5 protein-coding genes are annotated in these 5,043 nt (G+C 44.6%); all 5 read right to left on the reverse strand.

The features are described 5' to 3' along the window. A partial coding sequence (locus ACH2DQ_RS20105) for an ATP-binding cassette domain-containing protein (RefSeq protein ID WP_395028035.1) occupies positions 1-152 on the reverse strand: 152 nt, incomplete at its 3' end. A gap of 78 nt (positions 153-230) precedes the next feature. Continuing rightward, positions 231-1,430 carry a multiple monosaccharide ABC transporter substrate-binding protein gene (gene chvE / locus ACH2DQ_RS20110; protein ID WP_394911849.1) on the reverse strand — a complete coding sequence of 400 codons (1,200 nt, stop codon included), beginning with the start codon at positions 1,428-1,430 and terminating at the stop codon, positions 231-233. A 154-nt stretch (positions 1,431-1,584) separates the two neighbouring features. Next, complete coding sequence (locus tag ACH2DQ_RS20115; protein ID WP_394911850.1) at positions 1,585-2,640, reverse strand: substrate-binding domain-containing protein; 1,056 nt, start codon at positions 2,638-2,640, stop codon at positions 1,585-1,587. After that, positions 2,637-4,235 (reverse strand): helix-turn-helix domain-containing protein, encoded by a 1,599-nt coding sequence (locus ACH2DQ_RS20120; RefSeq protein WP_394911851.1) that lies wholly within the window; start codon positions 4,233-4,235, stop codon positions 2,637-2,639. Before ACH2DQ_RS20120 ends, ACH2DQ_RS20115 begins: the two co-directional genes overlap by 4 nt. Beyond that, positions 4,228-5,043: sensor histidine kinase (locus ACH2DQ_RS20125; RefSeq protein ID WP_395028033.1), on the reverse strand; the 816-nt coding region annotated here is incomplete at its 5' end. The genes ACH2DQ_RS20120 and ACH2DQ_RS20125, both read right to left, overlap by 8 nt.

Below are 5,043 nucleotides of genomic sequence, written 5' to 3' on the forward strand. Positions count from 1 at the left end.
AGTACATTCATCAAAGTTGATTTTCCTGCCCCATTTTCACCCACCAGGGCATGTATTTCACCTTCTTCAACCTTGAGATTAACATGGTCAAGGGCCTTCACCCCGGGGAAGGTCTTGGTAATATTTTTCATTTCCAATAATATACCTGCCAATTGAATCCCTCCTGTTCTTTTAGAAAGGGCATTGCTTCCAGAGCGTGATACGCCTTCTGCAACGCCCTTATATGGCATTTATTTCAGGTCATCTTCGGAATAGTATCCGGAATCTATTAATAATTCTTTATAGTTATCCATAGTGGTAACAATTGGATCACAGAGGAAGGTAGGAATGATTCCGGTTCCGTTATCATAGGACTTGGTATCATTAACTTCTGCTTCTTTCCCCTGCATAATAGCATCTACCATCTTAACGGTCTGGTTTGCTAATTCTCTGGTGTCCTTGAATACGGACATTGATTGTTTGCCTGCGATTAAATTCTTCACATTGGCGATATCACAGTCCTGGCCGGTTATGATTGGCCATTCTGCCACACCTGCTGCTTCCAGTGCATTTTCAACACCAAGGGCTGTGGAGTCATTGGAACAGAGTACCGCATCCAGTTTATTCGATCCGTCTGCATAATTTCCGGAAATAATGGTATCCATTCTGTTCTGGGCTGTCTCTGTAGACCAGTTAGCCGTTGCTACGGTTGCAAAGTCAATCTGACCGGATGGTACTACCAGCTTACCGGAATCGATATAAGGCTTTAAGACATCCATAGCTCCATTATAGAAGAAGTTTGCGTTGTTATCACCAGGGTCACCTGTGAATATTTCCAGGTTAAACGGACCGTCTGCATTTTTCAGATCCAGTTTTTCCTCTATGTATTCACCCTGCTTGGTTCCTACTTTATAATTATCAAAGGTAGCATAATAGCTGACTGCGTCAGAATTCATCAAAAGACGATCATAAGAGATAACCGGAATGCCTGCTTCCTTTGCCTGACTCAGAGGTGTTCCAAGGGATTCCCCGTCAATCGAAGCAATTACCAGGACTTCACATCCGTTGGAAATCATATTCTCCACCTGGGAAACCTGTGTTGCCACATCGTTGTTGGCATATTGGATATCAACCTCATAGCCTGCTTTTTTCAGCTGAGCCTCCATATTAGAACCATCCTGATTCCATCTCTGGAGATCCTTCGTGGGCATTGCCACCCCTACAAGCTTACCGCCTCCGGCATTCCCGGATTCTTCCGCCTGCGTATCTGCATCTGCCTGAGTGCTGTCCTGGCTTTCCGCCGCCTTTGTGTCTGCCGCTTCCGCCGCTTCACTTGTAGCTGCTGCCGTGTCCTTTGACGTTGCTGCCGTATTATTTGCCGAGCCACATCCTGCCAGCATACTCACTGCTACTACACCTGCTGTTAAAATACTCACAACTTTTCTTTTCATTCTAATACCTCCCTGGTTATCTGCTTGTTTTTCTTTACACCCATAATATACCACCTGAGAGACAGGACTTGTTTGCGACATTCTGCAGATTTTTATGATGAAAAAAAATGCCCTGAAAATACAGGACATTTTTGCTGCAAAAAAATACTATATGCTATTCACTCGTGTTTGGCTCCTTCACATTCAGATATACATCTTCCGCCGTATGAAAATCCCGGTCAATGATTTCCTGCTTCATGTTATCTTTATTCACAGCTACCGGCATGAGCTTTTTATAAGGTACATTATAGGACCCGTCATAAATCGTCTCATCTGTCTCAATTTCTTCCCCTTTTCCCATTTTAACAGCATATTCCGAAGCAGTCTTCGCCAATATATCTACATATTTATATACGGTTGCTGCCTGGGTTCCTTCCACAATCCGCTGACAGGCGCTTAAATCCCCGTCCTGCCCCACAAGAACCACTTTCCCTGCCATCCGGTTTTCCGCCAATGCGCGAAACGCCTGATTTGCCAGGTCATCATTGCCACACATGACCCCTGCGATCTCTCTGTTTTTCTCAAGCCCCTTATTCACCTCATCGTATGCGATCTCGGAAAGCCATCCTTCGCAATTGGCGCTGTAGACAATATTCAGCCCGGACCCTTCAATTGCTTCCAGAAATCCTTTGGCCACCATAGAGACGTTATGGTCTGTCTCCGGTCCCTGTATCATAAAGATATTGCCGCCATCCGGCAGATTTTCTGTCATAGCCTCTCCCATCAGCCTGCCCACCTCCTCATTATCAAAGGATAAGTAAAGATCCACATCTGCATTTTCAATTAACCGGTCATAGGCGATGATCTTAATTCCCGCATCTTTTGCATTTTGCGTGGCTTCAGAAATGGCTTTTCCATCTACGGCAATGATCACCAGAACATCTACTTTTTTCTTAATGCAGTATTCAATCTGGGCGATCTGCTGTTCCACGTCTCCATTTGCATTTTGGACATTTACCTCTGCCCCCTTCATTCTGGCAAATCGTTCGAATACATCCCGGTCCCTGAGCCACCTTTCGATTACAAAGGAATCAAAACAAAATCCAATCTGGATCTTGCTGCTTCCTGAATCCTCCTGCTGTAACTCTTTTGGATTTTTATCCGCGCACCCTCCAAGCAATATACAGATGCATAAACAAAATGCCAGTAGTTTCACTTCATTTTTTCTCATCCACCTAACCTCTCCCTATATTCACTGGGCGTTACCCCTTCCTGTTTTTTGAAAATGCGGCTGAAGTAATTCGGATCTCCATATCCAGACATCAAACAGATTTCCTTAATGCTCAAATCAGATCTCTTTAAAAACTCTTTTGCATTTCCCATTCTGGTTCTCGTAAGGTATTCAATAAAATTCTCTCCGGCTTCTTCTTTAAATACTTTGCTGAAATAATACGGGCTGATATTTACCGCTTTGGAGACATCATCCAGGGAAATATCTCTGGCATAATTCTCCTGAATATACTGTTTTGCCTTCCACACCATACTCTCGGTCTGCTCTTCCTGCTTTTTCACAATATTGTGGCAAACCTCTGTGATTTTATCCAGAAACCATCTGCGCAGATCCTGGTAATCCTCAAATCCCGTTACCTGGGAGAGATAGTCCCGGCGGTAGCGGAACCCATACGTCATTCCCCCATGTAAAAACGCTTCTTTTTCTGCAACCATGACAAATTCCAGCACCTTGATCTGAATATCTTCCCTGCATGCTTCGTAGTTCTGTACCATCCAGTCAAAGAAAACATTTGCCTGGGTTCTGGCTCCCCCAAGATCTGCCTTGGCAATCATCTGAAACAGCTTCTTTTCCGTATCTGCCGGATAATCTCCATCGTAACCGCAGCCAATTGGAAGATCCTCCATGTGTGCCACCCGGCCTTTCCCCTCCTGGAGGGCTTTTACCGCCTCTTTGTAAGAATCCTGCAATTCATCCAGGGATTTTACCCTGCCGATTCCGGCTCTGAATCTGGCGTCGATGCTCTTTTCCAATCGGCGGATGAGATTCCTCATTTTCTCAATGACCTGTATCCGGTCTTCATACTCCAGTACATGCTGGCCCCAGGGTACAAACAGTGCTATTTTATTAGACATGATGGGTCCGATGCAGCACTGAAAATACCCTTTTACAACTTCCCGGAAATCCCCGTAAAATCCCTGTGCTTTTACACTCATGCCCACTGCATTTGTCAGCATCCCGTTTTCAATAGATTCCCCGAACTGGATTACCATCATAAATCCATAATCTTCTTCAATATCAAGGAGTTCTTTATAATTTCCCGTATCCGTGGAAAATCCATCCTGCAGCAGGAGGTTGTAAATAAATCCGCTCTCTATGATCGGAATCACTGTCTCAAGCTTCTCCTGTATCTTCAGATTCTCACTGCGCTTTTTCCGTTCATCCTCTACCATCCCCATTGCCCGTACCAGCACATCTATAATTACTTTCCGGTTTACCGGCTTCGTGAGATATTCCAATACGCCCAGATTAATAGATTCCTGGGCATAGCCGAACTTATCATACGCAGTTATTACGATAAATATGGTACTGTTGTTGAACTTTTGTATTTCTTTCATCGCCTGAATCCCATTAATTCCGGGCATCTGGATATCCATAAATGCAATATCCGGCCGGAAGGTTTCCGCCAGTTCGATCACAGCCCTGCCGGTTTTGGCACAGGCGATTTCTACTTGTCCCTTAAAGTTGGATTCGATTGTAGTTTTAAGAGACTCCAGCATGATCCCCTCATCATCAGCCAATAGTATTCTATACATCCTGTTCCTCCTCTTCCTCCATACCCCTGCACTGCTTCAGCGGAATTTTCAGCATCACTTCCGTTCCCTGATCGATTCCTTCACTATGTATGGACAGTATGCCTTTCGTATTGTAATACAGCTCCAGACGGTTGATTACATTATCCAGACCAATGCCCGTGGAATCCGTCTGCATGCTGGTTCCTGCCGCTTTTTTCTCCATGACTTCCCGGATGCGTTCCGGCTCCATTCCCCTTCCATTATCCGTAATGCGGATATTTATACCGCCATCTGCACGTTCTACAATCATGCGGATCATACCTTCCCATTCAATATTCCGGATTCCGTAATTCACCGCATTTTCCACAATGGGCTGAAGGATCATGCTGGGTATCTTTACATTGTGAAAAGAGGTATCTACTTCTTTTATAAAATGGATATCCCCTGCAAACCGCACATTCAAAATATAGATATAGTTGTCCACTGTTTCGATCTCTTCTTCCAGGGTAGCATCTTCCGTCATTTTCCTGACGTTATACCGGAAAAAATCAGCCATGCGCTCAATAAACAGGCAGGTTTTCTCTGCATCTTCCATCATCGCCAGCTGTGCCCCTGCATTGAGGGAGTTAAACAGAAAATGGGGATTGATCTGTGCCTGGAGGTATTTAAGCTGTGCATCCTTTAAATGAGTCTCCATAAGCAGCTCCCGTTCCATCATCTTCTGTTCCTTCTCCATGCTCAGGGTGATTTTCTCTATGTACTCTTTGATGCTGAATACCATCAGATTAAATGCTTTCGTAACAATTCCCACCTCATCATCTCCGGACAC

The organism is Robinsoniella sp., from assembly GCF_034124845.1.